At 65.9% G+C, this 15957-nt stretch carries 12 protein-coding genes; 8 read left to right on the forward strand and 4 right to left on the reverse strand.

The annotated features are described in order from the left end of the window. Positions 1-2: 2 nt before the first annotated feature. Both alaS and AABN02_RS18865 read right to left on the reverse strand, forming a co-directional pair. The gene (gene alaS, locus AABN02_RS18860; RefSeq protein ID WP_338416454.1) at positions 3-2657 is read right to left on the reverse strand and encodes an alanine--tRNA ligase; all 2655 of its coding nucleotides are present in this window, start codon (positions 2655-2657) and stop codon (positions 3-5) included. A 54-nt stretch (positions 2658-2711) separates the two neighbouring features. Further along, positions 2712-4115: a PLP-dependent aminotransferase family protein gene (locus AABN02_RS18865; protein ID WP_338416455.1), complete on the reverse strand. Its 1404-nt coding sequence runs from the start codon at positions 4113-4115 to the stop codon at positions 2712-2714. A 142-nt stretch (positions 4116-4257) separates the two neighbouring features. On the opposite strand from AABN02_RS18865, the gene gabT reads away from it, so the two are divergent. From gabT to AABN02_RS18900, 7 genes are all read left to right on the forward strand, one after another. Continuing rightward, positions 4258-5571 carry a 4-aminobutyrate--2-oxoglutarate transaminase gene (gabT, locus tag AABN02_RS18870; protein WP_338416456.1) on the forward strand — a complete coding sequence of 438 codons (1314 nt, stop codon included), beginning with the start codon at positions 4258-4260 and terminating at the stop codon, positions 5569-5571. 516 nt (positions 5572-6087) lie between these two features. Continuing rightward, entirely contained in the window at positions 6088-7176 is a 1089-nt protein-coding gene (locus AABN02_RS18875; protein ID WP_338416457.1) for an ABC transporter ATP-binding protein, read from the forward strand. Between the two features lie 67 nt (positions 7177-7243). Next, positions 7244-8284: an ABC transporter substrate-binding protein gene (locus AABN02_RS18880; protein ID WP_338416458.1), complete on the forward strand. Its 1041-nt coding sequence runs from the start codon at positions 7244-7246 to the stop codon at positions 8282-8284. Between the two features lie 4 nt (positions 8285-8288). After that, positions 8289-9545 (forward strand): ABC transporter permease, encoded by a 1257-nt coding sequence (locus AABN02_RS18885; RefSeq protein WP_338416459.1) that lies wholly within the window; start codon positions 8289-8291, stop codon positions 9543-9545. A 12-nt stretch (positions 9546-9557) separates the two neighbouring features. Beyond that, positions 9558-10391 (forward strand): ABC transporter permease, encoded by an 834-nt coding sequence (locus AABN02_RS18890; protein ID WP_338416460.1) that lies wholly within the window; start codon positions 9558-9560, stop codon positions 10389-10391. Between the two features lie 12 nt (positions 10392-10403). Then, positions 10404-11354: an agmatinase gene (gene speB / locus AABN02_RS18895; RefSeq protein WP_338416461.1), complete on the forward strand. Its 951-nt coding sequence runs from the start codon at positions 10404-10406 to the stop codon at positions 11352-11354. A gap of 31 nt (positions 11355-11385) precedes the next feature. Next, positions 11386-12966 carry an ATP-binding protein gene (locus AABN02_RS18900; RefSeq protein ID WP_338416462.1) on the forward strand — a complete coding sequence of 527 codons (1581 nt, stop codon included), beginning with the start codon at positions 11386-11388 and terminating at the stop codon, positions 12964-12966. 1 nt (position 12967) lies between these two features. On the opposite strand, the gene AABN02_RS18905 is transcribed toward AABN02_RS18900, so the two are convergent. Next, the gene (locus AABN02_RS18905; RefSeq protein ID WP_338416463.1) at positions 12968-13450 is read right to left on the reverse strand and encodes a calcium-binding protein; all 483 of its coding nucleotides are present in this window, start codon (positions 13448-13450) and stop codon (positions 12968-12970) included. 6 nt (positions 13451-13456) lie between these two features. Next, positions 13457-14164 (reverse strand): hypothetical protein, encoded by a 708-nt coding sequence (locus tag AABN02_RS18910; RefSeq protein WP_338416464.1) that lies wholly within the window; start codon positions 14162-14164, stop codon positions 13457-13459. Between the two features lie 298 nt (positions 14165-14462). On the opposite strand from AABN02_RS18910, the gene AABN02_RS18915 reads away from it, so the two are divergent. Then, positions 14463-15944 carry an NAD-dependent succinate-semialdehyde dehydrogenase gene (locus AABN02_RS18915; RefSeq protein ID WP_338416465.1) on the forward strand — a complete coding sequence of 494 codons (1482 nt, stop codon included), beginning with the start codon at positions 14463-14465 and terminating at the stop codon, positions 15942-15944. Positions 15945-15957: the final 13 nt, after the last annotated feature.

A 15957-nucleotide genomic window follows, 5' to 3' on the forward strand; every position in this document is an offset into this window, starting at 1 on the left:
CCTCAGACGCGCTCGGCGACCCAGCCGCGCACGCTGGCCAGCGCACCCGCCAGCTTGCTCGCGTCGGTGCCACCAGCCATCGCCATGTCCGGCTTGCCGCCGCCCTTGCCGCCGACCTGCTGCGCGACGAAGTTGACCAGCTCGCCGGCCTTGACCTTGCCAATCGAATCCGCCGTGACGCCGGCCGCGATCTGCACCTTCGTGCCATCGACCGCCGCCAGCACGATCGCCGCTGTCTTCAGCTTGTTCTTGAGCTGGTCCATGGTCGTGCGCAGCGTGGCCGCGTCCGCGCCTTCCAGCACGGCGGCCAGCACCTTCAGCCCGTTCAGGTCGATCGCCTGCGCGACCAGCGCGTCACCCTGGTTCGACGCCAGCTTGCCCTTGAGCGCGATGACTTCCTTCTCCAGCGCGCGCAGCTGCTCCTGCAGGCTGCCGATGCGGTGGGTGATCTCGGCGGGTGCCGCCTTGAGGGCGCCGGCCACGCCGTTCACCGTCGCTTCCAGCGATTGCAGATACGCCAGCGCGCCGTCGCCCGTCACCGCCTCGACGCGGCGGATGCCGGCCGCGACGCCCGACTCGGCCACGATCTTGAACACGCCGATGTCGCCCGTGCGGCGCACGTGGACACCACCGCAGAGTTCCTTGCTGGAGCCGATCGTCTGCACGCGCACGGTCTCGCCGTACTTCTCGCCGAACAGCATCATCGCGCCGGACTTCTGCGCGTCATCCAGCGCCATGACCTCGGCGTTCGCCGCGGCGTTGGCGAGGATTTCGGCGTTGACGAGCGCTTCGACCTGCCGGATTTCCGCGTCGGTCATCGGCGCGTTGTGCGCGAAGTCGAAGCGGGTGCGGTCGGCGGTGACCTGCGAGCCCTTCTGCTGGACGTGGGCGCCGAGCACTTCGCGCAGCGCCTTGTGCATCAGGTGGGTCGCGCTGTGGTTGCGCACGATCTTCACGCGCAGCTCGGCGTCCACCTTGGCCGCGAAGGTGTCGCCGACCTTGACCGCGCCTTCGGCGATGCGGCCGTGGTGGCCGAACACGTCGGCCTGGATCTTGAACGTGTCTTCGACGACGAAGCGGGTCGTGCCGTTGCGCAGCTCGCCGGTGTCGCCCGCCTGACCACCGCTTTCGGCGTAGAACGGGGTGTGATCGAGCACGATCACGGCGTCATCGCCGGCGTTGGCCTGTTCGACCTGGCTGCCGTCCACATAGACCGCGACCACCTTCGAGGTGTCGCAGTTCAGGTGCTCGTAGCCGTGGAACGCGGTCGGCACGCCGCTGTACGACAGGCCGGCCGCCATCTTGAACTTGCCGGCGGCACGGGCCTGGTCGCGCTGGCGGTTCATCGCGGCTTCGAAACCGGCCTGGTCCACCGTCACGCCACGCTCGCGGCACACGTCGGCGGTCAGGTCGACCGGGAAGCCGTAGGTGTCGTGCAGCTTGAACGCCGTGTCGCCGTCGATCTGCTTGGTGCCCGAGGCTTCCACCGCGGCCAGCGCGCTGTCCAGGATCTCCATGCCGTTGGCGATGGTCTGGAAGAAGCGCTCTTCCTCCTGCTTCAGCACGCTGAAGATGCGGTCGGCGTTCTGGCGCAGTTCTGGGTAGGCGTCGCCCATCTGCACGGCCAGCGGATGCACCAGCGTGTGGAAGAACGGCGCGCGCGCACCGAGCTTGTAGCCGTGGCGGATCGCGCGGCGGGCGATGCGGCGCAGCACGAAGCCGCGGCCAGCGTTGCCCGGAATCACGCCATCGGCCACCGTGAACGAGCAGGCGCGGATGTGGTCAGCGATGACCTTCAGGCTCGGGCTCGCGGCGTCGCAGCCGGCGCCACCATCGGTCACGCCCGCGGCGAAGTCCACCGCGTTCTTGGCCGCAGCCAGCAGCGCGACGAACAGGTCGATCTCGTAGTTCGAATGCACGTGCTGCAGCACCGCGGTGATGCGCTCCAGGCCCATGCCGGTGTCCACCGAGGGCTTGGGCAGCTTGTGCATCACACCGTCTTCGGTGCGGTTGTACTGCATGAAGACGTTGTTCCAGATCTCGATGTAGCGGTCACCGTCTTCGTTCGGGCTGCCCGGAGGACCACCCGCCACGTCTTCCCCGTGGTCAAAGAAGATCTCGGTGCAGGGGCCGCACGGGCCCGTGTCGCCCATCATCCAGAAGTTGTCGGACATGTAGCGTCCGCCCTTGTTGTCGCCGATGCGCACGATGCGCTCCGCAGGGACCCCAACGACCTTGTTCCAGATCTCGTAAGCCTCGTCGTCCTCGGAATACACCGTGACCCAGAGCTTGTCCTTGGGCAGCTTGAACTGCTCGGTCAGCAGCTCCCATGCGAAGCTGATCGCGTCGTGCTTGAAGTAGTCGCCGAAGCTGAAGTTGCCCAGCATCTCGAAGAACGTGTGGTGGCGCGCGGTGTAGCCGACGTTGTCGAGGTCGTTGTGCTTGCCGCCGGCGCGGATGCACTTCTGGCTGGTCGTGGCGCGGCTGTACGGGCGCTTGTCGAAGCCCAGGAACACGTCCTTGAACTGGTTCATGCCCGCGTTCGTGAACAGCAGTGTCGGATCGTCCCCGGGCACGACCGGCGACGAGGCCACGATCTGGTGCCCCTTGGACTCGAAGAAGTTCAGGAAGGTGGAGCGGATTTCTGAGGCTTTCATTCCGTGGCTTTCGACCCTGAGGGCTCTAAGTGCTTGATGTGGCAAAGCTTTTGATTATAGAAGCGTGCGGATGCGCTGATCGAGGAAGGCGAACAGCCGCTCGTCCCCGCAGTAGGCAACGTTGAAGCGCATCCACCCCGTCGGCGCCATGTCGGCGGTGAACAGGTGGCCGGGGCCGAGCATGATGTCGCTCTCTGCTGCCTGGTTGGACAGCTCGGCCGCGTCCGGCAGCGCCGGGTGGCGCGCCCACAGGAACATGCCCGCCTTGGGCTCGGTGAACAGCTCGAAACCGAGCTTGGCCAGCCGCCCCGCCACGCGCTGGTGCGCCTCGGCCAGCCGCTCGCGCAGGGCCTTCAGGTGCTTGCGCCAGCGGCCTTCGGTCAGGGCGCCGAAGACCAGGCGCTCGCTGAACTCCGACGAGGTCAGCCCGGAAATCATCTTGAGCTGCGCCAGGTCTTCGAGCAGGTCCGGGTGCGCGACAAGGTAGCCCACGCGCAGGTTCGGCGAGATCGTCTTGGAGTAGCTGCCGACATAGACCACCCGCGACAGCTGGTCGAGGCTGGCCAGCGAGGGGCGCGGCTCCGGGTCCAGATCGACGTAGAGGTCGTTCTCGACGACGAGGAAATCGTGTTTCTCGGCCAGTTGCAGCACGCGGTGCAGGTGGGCGAGCTGTGCGGTGGAGCCGGTCGGGCTTTGCAGGCGCGGCTGGGTGAAGAAGACCTTGGGCCGGTGCTCGATGATGAGCCGCTCCAGCGCCGGGAGGTCGTAGCCCTGCGGGGTGCGGGGCACGCCGACGAGCTGCGCGCCAGCAAAGCGCAGCGAGAACAGCAGGTTGGCGTAACCCGGATCGTCGACAAGCACCGCGTCGCCCGCGCGGATCAGGCGCCGTGCCACGAGGTCCAGCGCCTGGCTGGAGCCCTGCGTCAGCAGCACCTGCTCGGCGGCGATGGCGATTTCCTGCTCGGCCATCGCGTCACGGATGAACTCGCGCAGCGGCGGGAAGCCCTTCGGATCGCCATAGCCGCCCAGGTCGACGTGGTCCGCGGCCAGCGCCCGCAGCGAGCGGCGCACGCCGTCCTCGAACAGCCAGTCGCTGGGCAGCCAGCCGCAGCCAGCCTTCATCGTCAGGTGGCGGTTCTCGAAGATCTTGCGCAGGTACCAGGCCGAGTCGAAGCGGTAGCCAGCGCGGGCCGCGCCGGCCGGCTCGCGGTTCTCGACCGCTGCGCGCTTGCGCACGAAAAAGCCCGAATGCGGGCGCGACACGAGGTAGCCGAGTGCCACCAGCCGGTCGAAGGCTTCGACCACGGTGAAGACGCTGACCTCGTGGGCGTGGGCGAACTGGCGGATCGACGGTACCTTGGTTCCGGCGCGCAGGGCACCTTCGTCGATCAGGCGGCGCAGGCCCTCCACGATCTGCGTGACCAGTGGGACGGCGGACTGGGATTGGAGCGTGAGCATGTTGCGGCGAGTCTAGCGCCGGCCGCGCGCCGTCTGTACCGGGCAGCCGCCCTGCACAGTGCACCGAGGTGTTCCGTGCGCTGTACATGGTCGACACCGGGAGCGAGGCCTAGAGTCCGGCCATCCACAGCAGGAGCCCCGAATGCACCGCGAACCCCAGATCACCGAGACCACCAACGCGTCCCTGATGGCGCGCCGCCGCGCCGCCCTGCCCGTCGGGCTGGGCCAGTCGCACGAGATCTTCGTCGACCGCGCCGAAAACGCCGAGGTGTGGGACGTCGAGGGCCGCCGCCTGATCGACTTCGCCGGCGGCATCGCCGTGCTGAACACCGGTCACCGCCACCCGGCGCTGGTCAAGGCGGTGCAGGAACAGCTCGACCGCTACACGCACACCTGCTTCCAGGTACTGGCGTATGAGCCCTACATCGAAGTCGCCGAGCGCCTGAACGCCAAGGCGCCGGGCAACTTCCCGAAGAAGAGTTTCCTGCTGACCACGGGCGTCGAGGCGGTCGAAAACGCGATCAAGGTCGCGCGGGCCTACACCAAGCGCTCGGCCGTGATCGCCTTCGGTGGTGGCTTCCATGGCCGCACGATGATGGGCATGGCGCTGACCGGCAAGGTCGCGCCCTACAAGATCGGTTTCGGCCCCTTCCCTGCCGAGGTCTACCACGCCAAGTTCCCCTGCGCGCTGCACGGCGTGAGCGTGGAAGACGCGATGGCCTCGATCGAGGCGCTGTTCAAGTACGACGTCGAAGCCTCGCGGGTGGCGGCGATCATCATCGAGCCGGTGCAGGGCGAAGGCGGCTTCTATGTGGCGCCGATCGAGTTCGTGAAAGCACTGCGCGCGCTGTGCGACCAGCACGGCATCCTGCTGATCGTCGATGAAGTGCAGACCGGCGCCGGGCGCACGGGCACCTGGCTGGCGTGCGAACAGTGGTTCGAACAGGCGGGTGTGGCGCCGGACATCATCACGATGGCCAAGTCGCTGGCGGGTGGTTTTCCGCTGTCGGCGGTGATCGGGCGCGCCGAGGTGATGGACGCCGCGGCGCCAGGTGGACTCGGCGGCACCTATGCCGGCAGCCCGCTGGCCTGTGCGGCGGCGCTGGCGGTGATGGACATCTTCGAGAACGAAGGTCTGATGGCGCGTGGTCGTGAAGTCGGCGCGCGTCTGGTTGCTGGCCTGCAGGACATCGCCAGCCGCAACGCCTCGATTGGCGACGTGCGCGGTCTGGGTGCGATGGTGGCGATCGAGCTGTTCAAGAACGGTGACCTGCACCAGCCGGATGCGGACCGCGTCAAGCGCGTCGTCACGGAGGCGGCGCAGCGCGGGCTGGTGCTGCTGTCGTGCGGGGTGTATGGCAACGTGATCCGCATCCTGGTGCCGCTCACGGCATCGGACGCCCTGCTGGACGAAGGGCTGGCCATCCTGTCGGCCAGCTTCGACGCCACGGCCTGAGCTTCGCTTTGATTTGTTCTAGACCTCCGGCTCGCCGGGGGTCTGACTTGTGGAGGTTGTGTTGGGCTGGTGTGCGGGATAACTTACCGGGATCGGATCATCAATGCTTTGCCGTTAGTATCTAAAACAGGATCGAGCTGGATCTTGATCCAGCGCCAATGTCGGAAGTGGTACCGATGCAACATCGTGGCGCGCCGTCCAGGATTTCATCCGCGTGAAATCAGGCGCTCTGGCCGCTTCGGGCTGGCATGTTTCTTCACGCGCCGCGCCGAATGGCCCGTCGCGCCGGCTGGCAGGCGGTTTCTGCCTCGATTCGGCGCACGCGGCGCACCAGTCACAAACACAGCGCACCACACTTGAACAGAGGGTCTCTCTGTACATGGAAAGCCACCTGCACAGTGCACAAATGCACGCTAGTGTCTGTACATGTTGCCGCGGGTTGCCCCCTCCTACAGTCCGGGCGTCTTGCACCGCAAGCCCTTGCCAATCCTCGACATTCCCTGGACACACCGCACGATGAGCAGCCTCCCCCTGGTTCAATTCAAAGGCGTACAGAAGACCTACGACGGCCTGAGCCTGGTGGTGCGCGCGCTCGACCTGGACATCCAGCGCGGCGAGTTCCTGTCGCTGCTAGGCCCCTCCGGCTCCGGCAAGACGACCACGCTGATGATGCTGGCCGGCTTCGAGTCGCCGACCGCGGGCGAGATCCTGCTGGAGGGCAAGCCCATCACGCGCACCCCGCCGCACAAGCGCCACTTCGGCATGGTGTTCCAGAACTACGCGCTGTTCCCGCACATGACGGTCGGTGACAACGTGGCCTACCCGCTGACGGTGCGCAAGGTGCCCAAGGACGAGATCGCCCGCCGCACCGCCAAGGCGCTCGACATGGTGCAGCTCGGCGGCAAGGGCGACCGCTACCCCGCGCAGCTCTCCGGCGGCCAGCAGCAGCGCGTGGCGCTGGCCCGCGCCCTCGTGTTCGAGCCGCAGCTCGTGCTGATGGACGAGCCGCTGGGCGCGCTGGACAAGCAGCTGCGCGAGCACATGCAGCTGGAGCTGAAGGAGCTGCACCGCCAGCTCGGCATCACCTTCGTCTACGTGACCCACGACCAGGGCGAGGCGCTGACGATGAGCGACCGCGTCGCCGTGTTCAACGACGGCCTCATCCAGCAGATCGACGCCGTCGGCAAGCTCTACGAGACGCCGGCCAACCGCTTCGTCGCCGGCTTCGTGGGCGACAGCACGGTGCTGGACGGCACGCTCGGCGCCGACGACCACGGCCGCTGCGAGCTGGTGCTGCCGACCGGCGAGCGCCTGACCGGCCTGAACGTCAACCACGCCGTGCCGGGCGCCAAGGTGGCCGCCTCCGTGCGTCCGGAGCGCATCGAGGCCCATCTGACAGCGCCAGCAGCGCCAGCCGACCTTGGCAACGTGGTGCAGGCCGCCATCAATGACGTCATCTACTACGGCGACCACCTGCGCCTGCGCTGCGCCATCGCCGGCCAGGCCCAGGCCACCGTCAAGGTGCCGCTGGGCGCCGTGGCGCCGCAGGCCGGCCAGCCGGTGTGGCTGCGCTTTCCGCCCGAATTCCTGCGCGTCTATGCCTGATTTCCGCGCAGGCCCGAATCCCTTCCACCCCGCCGGCAACGGCTCTTCGCACTGGAGTTTCTCCACCATGAACATCGCTTCCGTCTCCCTGGCTGTGGCCGTTGCCGCCACGCTCGCCGCCGGCTCGGCCTTCGCCGAAGGCCAGCTCACCGTCGTGAACTTCGGCGGCGCCAATGGCAACGCGCAGAAGAAGGCCTATGTCGAGCCCTTCGAGAAGGCCACGGGCGCCAAGATCGTCGGCGTCGAATACAACGGCGAGCAGGCCAAGATCAAGGCCATGGTCGAGACCAAGAAGGTCACCTGGGACGTGGTGGAAGTGGAAAGCCCGGACGTGGCCCGCGGCTGCGACGAAGGGCTGTTCGAGAAGATCGACTGGGCCAAGGTCGCCCCGAAGGCCGACTTCCAGCCCGCCGCCGTGCACGAATGCGGCGTCGGCATCTTCATCTGGTCGACCGTGATGGCCTACAACGGCGACAAGATGAAGGACGGCCCCAAGACCTGGGCCGACTTCTGGGACACCAAGAAGACCCCCGGCAAGCGTGGCCTGCGCAAGGGCGCCCGCTACAACCTCGAATTCGCACTGATGGCCGATGGCGTCAAGAGCGGCGACGTCTACAAGGTGCTGGCCACCAAGGACGGCGCGGACCGCGCGTTCAAGAAGATGACCGAGCTGAAGCCGAGCATCCAGTGGTGGGAAGCCGGCGCGCAGCCGCCGCAGTTCCTGGTCGCCGGTGACGTGGTGATGGCCACCGCCTACAACGGCCGCATCGACGCCGCCCAGCGCGAAGGCAAGAACCTGAAGATCTCCTGGACCGGCGGCATCTATGACCTGGACTACTGGGTGATGCCCAAGGGCGGTGCCAACAAGGACCTGGCCATGAAGTTCATCGCCGCGGCCTCGCAGCCGGACGCGCAGGCCGAGTACGCCAAGCTGATCTCCTACGGCCCGACCAACAACAAGGCCCTGGCCAAGCTGGACGCCAAGACCCTGGGCCTGCTGCCGACCTCGCCGGCCAACAGCGCCGATGCGCTGAAGTTCAACATCACCTTCTGGGCCGACCAGGGGGAGGAACTGGAAAAGCGTTTCGCCGCCTGGGCCGCGCAGTAAGTCCATGAGCGCCGCCGCCATCGCCCCCATCGGCTCGGCCGATCTCGCCCGTTCGCTGCAACGCGCCGAACGACGCCGCAAGCAGATGGCGGTGGCGCTCACCCTGCCGCTGCTGGTGTTCCTGCTGCTGACCTTCCTGGTGCCGATCGGCGCGCTGCTCAAGCGCGCGGTCGAGAACCCGGAGGTCGCCGACGTGCTCGTCCACACCGGACAGGCGCTCGCCCAGTGGGACCGCCAGAGCGCGCCGCCAGCGCCAGCATTCGCCGCGCTTGCGCAGGACCTGGGCGCCCTGCCCGAGTCCGCGCAGGCCGGCACGCTGGCCCGGCGGCTCAACACCGAAGTGGCCGGCGCCCGCTCGCTGGTCATGGGCACCTACCGGGCGCTGCCGCTCGCTCCCGCCGGTGAACGCCTGACCCCGGAGCAGGTGCGCGAGAAGCTGCTCGCCGTCGATCCCCGCTGGTCCGAAACCAAGTACTGGCAGGCCATCGCCAAGAATTCGAGCCGCTGGACGCCCGACTACCTGCTCGCCTCGGTCGACCACCGCCGCAGCGCGGCCGGCGACATCGAGCCCATGCCCGCCGACCAGGCCGTGTTCGGCAAGATCCTGCTGCGCACCTTCAACATCAGCGCGGTCGTCACGCTGTGCTGTCTGCTGCTGGCCTATCCGCTGGCCTACTGGCTCTCGACCCTGTCGGCGCGCCACGCCAACGTGCTGATGATCCTGGTGCTGGTGCCGTTCTGGACCTCGATCCTCGTGCGCGTGGCCGCCTGGATCGTGCTGCTGCAGCGCGAGGGGCTGGTCAACACCGCGCTGATGGGCATCGGCCTGACCAGCGAGCCGATCGCGCTGCTGTTCAACCGCACCGGCGTCGTGATCGCGATGGTGCACATCCTGCTGCCCTTCATGATCCTGCCGCTCTACAGCGTGATGAAGTCGGTGCCGCCGACCTATCTGCGCGCGGCGATCAGCCTGGGCAGTGCGCCGCTGGCCGCCTTCTTCCGCGTCTACGTGCCGCAGACCTACCCGGGCATCGGCGCGGGCGCGCTGCTGGTGTTCATCCTGTGCATCGGCTATTACGTGACACCGGCGCTGCTGGGCGGCGCGGACGACCAGATGCTGTCCTACTACATCGCCCAGTACACCAACGTCGAGGTGAACTGGGGCATGGCCTGCGCGCTGGGCGCCGTGCTGCTGGCGGCGACGCTGGTGCTCTATGCGGTGTACCGCCGCATCGTCAAATCCGAACTGAGCCTGGGCTGAGGAACGCACCCGATGAACGCCATCCTGTCTGCCCTGCGCCCGCAGTTTCCCGCCTATGCGACGTTCACCGACAAGCTCGGCTGGTGGGCGCTGCGCGGCCTGTGCGTGGCGCTGCTGGTCTTCCTGCTGCTGCCGATCCTGGTGATCGTGCCGCTGTCGTTCTCGTCGAGTTCCTTCCTGGCGTATCCCATGCCGGGCTGGTCGATGCGGTGGTACGAGAACCTCTTCAACGCGCCCGAGTGGGGCCGCGCCGCGAAGAACAGTTTCATCGTCGCCCCGGCCGCGACGCTGCTGGCCACCGTGCTGGGCACCCTCGCCGCGGTGGGGCTGGCGCGGGCCGACTTTCCCGGCAAGGGCCTGCTGATGAGCATCCTGATCGCGCCGATGGTGGTGCCGATCGTGGTGGTGGGCGTGGCCTGCTACCTGTTCTTCGCGAAGATCGGGCTGGCTGACACCTACTTCGGCCTGATCGTCGTCCATGCGGCGCTCGGTGCCCCCTTCGTGCTGACCACCGTGCTGGCCACGCTGCAGGGCTTCAACCAGAACCTCGTGCGCGCCTCGCTGAGCCTGGGCGCCGGGCAGGTCGAGACCTTCTTCCGCGTCACGCTGCCGGTGATCGCGCCGGGGGTGATCTCGGGCGCGCTGTTCGCCTTCGCCACGTCCTTCGACGAGGTGGTGGTGACGCTGTTCATCGCCGGGCCGGACCAGGTGACGCTGCCGCGCCAGATGTTCACCGGCATCCGCGAGAACATCAGCCCGACGATTGCCGCCGTCGCCACGCTGCTGACGATCTTCACGACCGCGCTGATGCTCGCACTCGAATGGGTGCGGGGCCGTCGCCGCTGAGCAAGGCCAGCCATGAACCGCGTTCTGAACCAGCCGCTCGGCGGCAACACCATGCCGCGCTTCGGCGGCATCGCCACGATGATGCGGCTGCCGGTGGCCGGCAGCGCCGCCGGGCTGGACGCCGCCTTCATCGGCGTGCCGCTCGACATCGGCACCTCGCACCGGCCCGGCGCCCGCTTCGGCCCCCGCCAGATCCGGGCCGAGTCCGCGCTGATCCGGCCGTACAACATGGCCACCGGTGCGGCGCCGTTCGACGCGCTGCAGGTGGCCGATCTGGGCGATGTGCCGATCAACACCTACTCGCTGGAAAAGTCGCTGCCGATCATCACGGCCTTCTACCGCGAGGTGCTGTCACACGGCTGCCGGCCGCTGACGCTGGGCGGCGACCACACGATCGCGCTGCCCATCCTGCGGGCGCTGGCCGAGCGGCACGGGCCGGTGGCGATGGTGCATGTGGACGCCCATGCGGACGTCAACGACGACATGTTCGGCGAGCGCATCGCCCACGGCACGCCCTTCCGCCGTGCGGTGGAAGAAGGCCTGCTGCAAGGCGACAAGGTCTGGCAGATCGGCCTGCGCGGCACCGGCTACGCGGCCGACGACTTCGACTGGCCGCGCCAGCAGGGCTTCACCGTCATCCCGGCGCACGAGGTCTGGTGGCAGTCGCTGGCCCCGGTGATGGACCAGGTCCGCGCGGTCGTCGGGGACACGCCCTGCTACCTCAGCTTTGACATCGACGGCATCGACCCGTCCTACGCGGGCGGCACCGGCACGCCCGAGATCGGCGGGCTGACCGTGCCGCAGGCGCTGGAGATCATCCGCGGCTGCCGCGGGCTGAACCTCGTCGGCTGCGATCTGGTGGAGGTGTCGCCGCCCTATGACCCGTCGGGCAACACGGCGCTCTTGGGGGCGAATCTGCTGTACGAGATGCTGTGTGTGTTGCCGGGGGTGCCGGTGCGGTAGCCGCTGGAGCCTGCGTCGTACACTCGATTGCATGGACTCCCCGCCCACCCTGCCCCCGCGCCGCAAGCTGCCGATCGGCATCCAGAACCTGGCCAAGCTGCGCAGCGAAGGCTGCTACTACGTGGACAAGTCAGGTCTGGCGGCAGACATGGTCGCGACAGGCTCGTACTTCTTCCTGAGCCGCCCGCGCCGCTTCGGCAAGAGCCTGCTCGTGGACACGCTCAAGGAGTTGTTCGAGGGCAACCGCGCGCTGTTCACCGGGCTGGCGGCCGAGACACGCTGGGACTGGTCACGCCAACACCCGGTCATCCGGCTGAGTTTTTCCGGCGGCGTGGCGCGTGGCACGCAACTGGCGCAGCGCATCCGCGAGAACCTGCGCGTCAACCGCGAGGCGCTGGGGCTGCCGGCGCCGGTCGGGCTGGACGAGGCCGATCTGTCGGGCAATTTCGCCGACCTGATCCGGCAGGCGCACCTGAGCCGGGGCGAGCGGGCGGTGGTGCTGATCGACGAATACGACAAGCCGATGCTGGACAACCTGTCCGATCCGGTGGTCGCCACCGCGATGCGCGACGGGCTGCGCGATCTGTACGCGACGCTCAAGGACAGTGACGCGCACCTGCGCTTCGTCTTCCTCACGGGGGTGTCGAAGTTCAGCAAGGTGAGCCTGTTCTCGGGGCTGAACAACCTGCAGGACATCACGCTCGATGCGCGCTGGAGCAGCCTGTGCGGCTACACCGACGAGGACCTCGACACCGTGTTCGCGCCCGAGTTGCCGGGGCTGGACCGGGACGAGATCCGCCGCTGGTACAACGGCTACAACTGGGGCGGCACGGCGGTCTACAACCCGTTCGATGCGCTGCTGTTGTTTGATACGCGGGAGTTCCGGCCGTATTGGTTCGAGACGGGGACACCGACTTTTCTAGTGCGGCTATTGGCCGAGCGCGAGTTTTTTACGCCACGGCTGAGCCGCTTGCAGACCAGTCTGGCGCTGCTGTCGAGTTTCGATCTGGAGCGGATCGCGCCCGAGGCACTGTTGTTCCAGGCCGGTTATCTGACGATCCACGAGATCCGCCAGCCGGTGCCGGGCAAGTGGCTGTACACGCTGGGTTATCCGAACCGGGAGGTCGAGTCCAGTCTGAACGAGGCGCTGCTGCCGGAATATGGGGTGCCGGCGGAAGCGACGGTGCAGGTGCAGGACCGGCTGGGCGAGATCCTGCGCGCCGGGGATGTGGCCGCGCTGGAGCCGCTGTTCAGGGCGCTGTTTGCCAGCATCCCGAGCGACTGGTATCGGCGCAATCCGCTGGCGGGGTTCGAGGGGCATTACGCCAGCGTCTTCTACAGCCACTTCGCGGCGCTGGGACTGGACATCCGGGTCGAGGACGCGACGAACCACGGGCGCATCGACATGGCGGTGCTGTTCGCGCAGCAGGTGTTCGTGTTCGAGTTCAAGGTGGTCGAGCAGGCGGCGCGGGGCGAGGCGCTGCGGCAGATACGGGAGCGCGGTTATGCGGACAAGTATCGGGACCGCGGCGAGCCGGTTCATCTGATCGGGGTGGAATTCGGACGGGGCGAGAGAAATATCGTCGGGTTCGAATTCGAGATGGTGGGCTGAGTCAGCGCGGCGTGTAGCACAAATTACTTTCCCGCTCACAAGGAATTCCGTTCCCGGGGCCGCTGCCGCCACGGCTGCCGTCCATCTTGACACCCGGACAGTTCGCCAGAAAATACTTCGCCTCTTCGCATGAGGTCATCTGGGAACAGCGCGTGCGCCCGTCGCAATTGAATGACCTGCCGGGCACAGCGGCGGGCGCGGCATTGGGCGGACTACCCACCGGACTCGTGTACGGCATCTGCTGACCCGATGGCGCGGGCGCTTTTGCCGGACTTTCGCTGGCTTGACGCTCGCGCTTCAGTTTTTCTGCGGCGTTCAACTGATCGATTGTGGGCCGTTTACCGGACGGGCCGGATGGGCACGAGACGCTCTGGTAGGAAACTGTGCCGTTGATGGTGCATTTGAAGACTTGCGTCCCTGTTACTTTCGACATCAACCCCGTCAATACCAAGAAAACCATGAAAGAAGTAGAACGTCTGACCATGGAAAATTAATTCTGCGAAGCAATAATTTCACTATATTTATCAAACATAATGCGATCCAAATAACCGCCAGATATACCACAAGGGTCACAAACTTTTTTAATTATTTCCGACTCCAATGATTTGTACTTTACTTTATTTTCAGCAATATCAGGCGGAAGGTCAATTCCAACAAAACCAAGTACCCCCATGACCCTTAAATCAAAAGCAATGGCATTTTGAACAAGGCCAAGTCCAATCAGCAAATCTCGTGCACCTTTGTTCTTTATGTATGAAAGTTCATCGCCCACGACAGCAATCCTCCAAGCCTCGACTGGAATTTCTGAGACCGCCTGAAAATATTTTCGCGGACCTCCATAGGCCTGCAATAATTCAAAATTTAAAGCAGCAGCAGGCGTCTTTCTGCATCTACGCAAGTCAGCAGACACATAACGCACCCCAGATTTTCGCAGGCATTCATGTATTTTTTTCTGCCTCGCCTTTTGACTCATCGAAGTCAACCCAATATACCAAGATTGCTCTTGCCCTTCAAGTTGGCGGCTGAGAGATATACCTGACACCGCACTCCCGACAACAGCTATTTGACCCAGAACTGCAGCCCAAAGCTGCCCATCATCTTTTGTTTTCCAATTATCTTTAACAGGACTTTCAACTTCATTTTTATACCGATCAACTAAAGCGATTAGTTTTTTGACCGCAGCCGCACGAATCATCATATTTTCACCACCTCAAAATCAGCACAAATATTCCGTCAAATTACCAAAAAACTATACCGGGAGTGGTTTAATAATTTACCACCATCTTATCTGCACAGCATATCCGGGCGACTATTTTTCATTCGTGATTTTTTCACAAAAAATTGAGTTCAGCCAATTGAGCTACCACCTGTACCGGCCCACCCCCCTACACAGTACAGCCCCATCCTGTCCCAGATGTGCCTGTGCCACCCGCGCCCTCAAGCGTACAGTCAGCGCCAACCATTCCCGCCCCCATCCACCCGACCGACAACCGCCCATGACGACCACCCCGACCTCACCCCTCGCCCTGCTCGCCGACCCGTCGCTGCTCAAGACCGATGCCCTGCTCAATGGCGAGTGGGTCGCCGGCCGCGACCGCTTCGATGTGACCGACCCGGCCACGGGCGAGAAGCTGGTCGATGTCGCGCTGCTGGGCGCCGCCGAGGCGGAAGCCGCCATCGCCGCCGCGAACGCCGCCTGGCCCGCCTGGCGCAGCAAGACCGCCAAGGAGCGCGGCGCGATCCTGATGAAGTGGTACGCCCTGCTGGTCCAGCACGCCGACGACCTCGCCCGGATCATGACCGCCGAGCAGGGCAAGCCGCTGGCCGAAGCGCGCGGGGAAGTGGTCTACGGCGCGAGCTTCGTCGAGTGGTTCGCCGAGGAAGCCAAGCGCATCTACGGCGAGACCATCCCCTCGACCGACAACAACAAGCGCTTCGTCATCCTGAAGCAGCCCATCGGTGTCTGCGCCGCCATCACGCCGTGGAACTTCCCCATCGCGATGATCACGCGCAAGGTCGCCCCGGCCCTGGCCGCCGGCTGCACCGTCATCATCAAGCCGGCCGAGCAGACGCCGCTGTCCGCGCTGGCCTGCGCCGAACTCGCCCAGCGCGCCGGCATGCCGCCCGGCGTGCTCAACATCCTCACCGGCGACGCGGACTCGTCCATCGCCATCGGCAACGTGCTGTGCGCCTCCGACACCGTGCGCCACCTGAGCTTCACCGGATCGACCGAAGTCGGCCGCATCCTGATGAAGCAGTGCGCGCCGACCATCAAGAAGCTCTCGCTCGAACTCGGCGGCAACGCGCCCTTCATCGTGTTCGACGACGCCGACATCGACTCGGCCGTCGAGGGCGCGATGATCTCCAAGTACCGCAACGCCGGCCAGACCTGCGTCTGCGCGAACCGCATCTACGTGCAGGAAGGCGTGTACGACCAGTTCGTCCACAAGCTCGCGGCCAAGGCCGTGGCCATCAAGGTCGGCAACGGCTTCGAGGCCGGTGTGAACCAGGGCCCGATGATCGACGCGCAGGCCATCACCAAGGTCGAATCCCATGTGGCCGACGCGCTGGCCAAGGGCGCCCGCGTCGTGGTCGGCGGCACCCGCATCGGCGAGCGCTTCTACACCCCGACCGTGCTGGCCGATGTCACCAGCGACATGCTGTGCTCGCGCGAGGAAACCTTCGGCCCGGTCGCCCCGGTGTTCCGCTTCAAGACCGAAGCCGAGGTGGTCGAGCTGGCCAACGCCACCGAGTTCGGGCTGGCGAGCTACTTCTACAGCCGCGACATCGGCCGCATCTTCCGCGTCGGCGAGGCGCTGGAGTACGGCATGGTCGGCATCAACACCGGGCTGATCTCGGTGGCCGAGGTGCCCTTCGGCGGGGTGAAGCAGTCGGGCCTGGGGCGTGAAGGATCGCACCAGGGCATCGAGGACTACGTCGAGACGAAGTACCTCTGCATCGGCGACATCCTGCGCTGAACGCGCGACAGAA

The organism is uncultured Sphaerotilus sp. (genome assembly GCF_963924895.1).
GTDB lineage: Bacteria > Pseudomonadota > Gammaproteobacteria > Burkholderiales > Burkholderiaceae_C > Sphaerotilus.